Source organism: Gilliamella sp. N-G2 (genome assembly GCF_002142215.1).
Classification (GTDB): Bacteria; Pseudomonadota; Gammaproteobacteria; order Enterobacterales; family Orbaceae; genus Gilliamella.
This window is the reverse complement of record NZ_NAST01000057.1, coordinates 1-2,663: the sequence shown is the minus strand read 5'-3', so window position 1 is coordinate 2,663 and position 2,663 is coordinate 1. Positions and strand designations below refer to the sequence as shown.

The following is a 2,663-nucleotide window of genomic DNA, read 5'->3' as shown; positions in this document are numbered from 1 at the left end:
TCTGATAACAAAGAATTATGGATAGAATATATATACGAAAATAATAAAATTAGATTATATCCAGGAGATTTATTAGTAAAAATGAAATAATACTATAAGTGTATAATAATTATCTAAAATTTAATTTATTGATTATAAATACATTTATTAAATATCTAATCTTGAAAGGTTGTAAGTAAATTACTTTCTATAACACCCGGAACAATTGTGCAAACTGATCGTTAAAGAAATAAATCTATGTCTGAAATATTAATTGATACTGTTGATTGGGGAAATTATTAATGATCAAAATTAAATTTGAATCTGGTGAATCTAAAGAGTTTAATCTAACTACATTTGATGGTTCTGATCTAAGTAATTTAAAACTTAATACAGCTATATTTGAAGGATATTCTTTGCGCAATGTAAATTTTAATTATACAGATTTACGTAATGTAAACTTTGCATATTGTAATTTAAATTACTCAAATTTTACTGATGCATCTATGATGAATTGCAATTTAATGAATTGTTCACTAGTTAATGTAAATATGACTAGAAGCAAATTAATCGGGGCATTTTTATTAAACGCTGATTTGAAAAATGCTAATTTATTTGGTGCAGATTTATTTGGCGCAAATTTTAATTGTACTAATTTAAAAGGTGTAAATTTACAAGCAACAAGAATAGAAGAAGCTAGTTTTATAAATGCAGTTTATGATAAAGATACTATATGGCCAAAATTTTTCCTGCCAGAAAGCAAAGGAGCTATTTTATTATAAAATAACTTAATATTCATTTAATAATTAGTAAGTTATATGGACTACCAAAAACTAAAATATAAATAGGTTTTTTAATTAAATTTAAACAATTTTAGTAAATTCTCTAAAGTTTAACTCAAGACAGATGAACTAATAAATTTAGTCAATAACGTTTTGATAGATTTTAAAAAAAACTAAATTCCGAATTCTATTGTTCGTATTAATTTGTGCTTTTTAAGGACTATATAATTAATATGACAGATTAAACTATAGAATATAATTCGGAAAATTCACGACTAGTAGAATACATTTGGTATCATCAGGATTTTGGATATAGGCAACTAATACCTTCTGATATTTATGATACACTAAGATACAAAAAAGGAATTTCAACAAGTGAAGGTAAAAAATAATTTATGGCTACTATTATTTATTCTAAAAATTCCGCAACTTTAGAAGATATTTCCAATTTTGAGAAAATTATTAAAGGTAATTTACCAAATGATTATAAAGATTTTTTAATGAAATATAATTGAGGACAACCTCAGCCTAATTCATTTAGATTTTTTTCTGATAGAAATGATGGATCTATGGTTGATCAATTTCTTAGTTTAGGCAGAGAAAAATATAGTAATTTATTAAGTTATTATGATCTTTATAAGGATAGAATTCCTTTAGAATTCATTCCTATAGCTCATGATGCTGGGGGTAATCTTATTATAATGGAATTGAAATCTAATAGTAATAGAATTTATTTTTGGGATCATGAACTTGAAGCAGATGAAGGTGAAACACCTAATATGGAAAATGTTTATTATATTAATCAGTCTTTCACTAAGTTTATAAATGATCTTTACCCCTTAAAGGAAGATGAAATTTAATTAAGAACACAAACGATGAATATTTATCTGCCAGAATTAATTTGAATATAGATTAACTTCTCGTTTAGACATTTTTTAATCATACTTAATATTAATGATTATTAGTATGCTGTTTATAAAATCTGGTATAAATAAATTGCTGGTTTGGATTACTAATTCGATTGATTTTGTTTAGCACTTGTTGGTTTAAATTTAACACTACAAAAAATAAGTAGTTTATGAACTGCAGAACCATAGCAAACATTATGGCTACATATACAATGCTCTAGGCATTTGAATTGAAACCACCGGCTGGATCGGGACGGTAAACCATTCTATGCAATCACACCTCTCTTTTATCATCTTAATTCTTCTTTTGGTATAGTTTCCGTTTTATAATTTCAGCAATGATGTAATGATAGAAAAAATAAAAAAAACAGCGATTAAGTCTCGAAAAACGTGATTGAAAATAAGATCTGCAAAATGTTAGGATTATTAAATGTCAAAAATAAACGAGTTATGGAATAAAGAAAAATTACCAACTAAAGATGGTATTTATTTTGCAAATGGAGAATCTTTTTCATTTTTAGCAAAATTTTATCCCCATGTATTTATAAAAAAAGGGGGATCATTTAATCTTGTTGATTTTTTAAATAAAAACCCTGATTGCATAACTACTATAGATATTTTTCAGAAAATTAAAATACAAAAGGGAGGAACATGCTTATTAGGAGAAGGTAGCCACGGTTCCGAAGGTTTTATCGCATATATTTCATCTGATGAAAAGCTAAATTGGGTAATATATTTTGAAGAATCTAATCCTTTTATAAATGCAATTGAATTACCAGATAAATTTCTTGAAGTAGAATCTAGTGCTAATTATAGAATAATCTTAGATTTAAAAAATCCTATTAACATTGTTTCAATAAAAGGAATTGAAATGTAAAATATATCATTATTTTAAATAATTATTTAACACATTTAAATATATGTAATAGTACATATACCTTTAAGGTAAGGAATTGTGTTTATTTAATTTCAAATGAAGCACCATTAGATATAT

The 2,663-nt window shown here is 25.0% G+C and carries 2 protein-coding genes and 1 pseudogene; all 3 read left to right on the top strand.

From position 1 onward, the window contains the following. The first annotated feature begins 281 nt into the window (after window positions 1-281). The 3 genes and pseudogenes from B6C99_RS12845 to B6C99_RS12835 all read left to right on the top strand — a co-directional run bounded on the left by B6C99_RS12845 (window position 282) and on the right by B6C99_RS12835 (window position 2,546). Window positions 282-761, top strand: a complete 480-nt coding sequence (locus B6C99_RS12845; RefSeq protein ID WP_086360182.1) for a pentapeptide repeat-containing protein — start codon at window positions 282-284, stop codon at window positions 759-761. A 395-nt stretch (window positions 762-1,156) separates the two neighbouring features. Next, window positions 1,157-1,621 (top strand): annotated as a pseudogene (locus B6C99_RS13545) (SMI1/KNR4 family protein). Window positions 1,622-2,099: 478 nt separating this feature from the next. Next, window positions 2,100-2,546: a hypothetical protein gene (locus tag B6C99_RS12835; protein WP_086360180.1), complete on the top strand. Its 447-nt coding sequence runs from the start codon at window positions 2,100-2,102 to the stop codon at window positions 2,544-2,546. Window positions 2,547-2,663 lie beyond the last annotated feature (117 nt).

What these genes read in the sequence shown, in the direction of transcription:
- B6C99_RS12845 (WP_086360182.1), top strand. Translation starts at nt 282, where the DNA reads ATGATCAAAATTAAATTTGAATCTGGTGAATCTAAAGAGTTTAATCTA.
- B6C99_RS12835 (WP_086360180.1), top strand. Translation starts at nt 2,100, where the DNA reads ATGTCAAAAATAAACGAGTTATGGAATAAAGAAAAATTACCAACTAAA.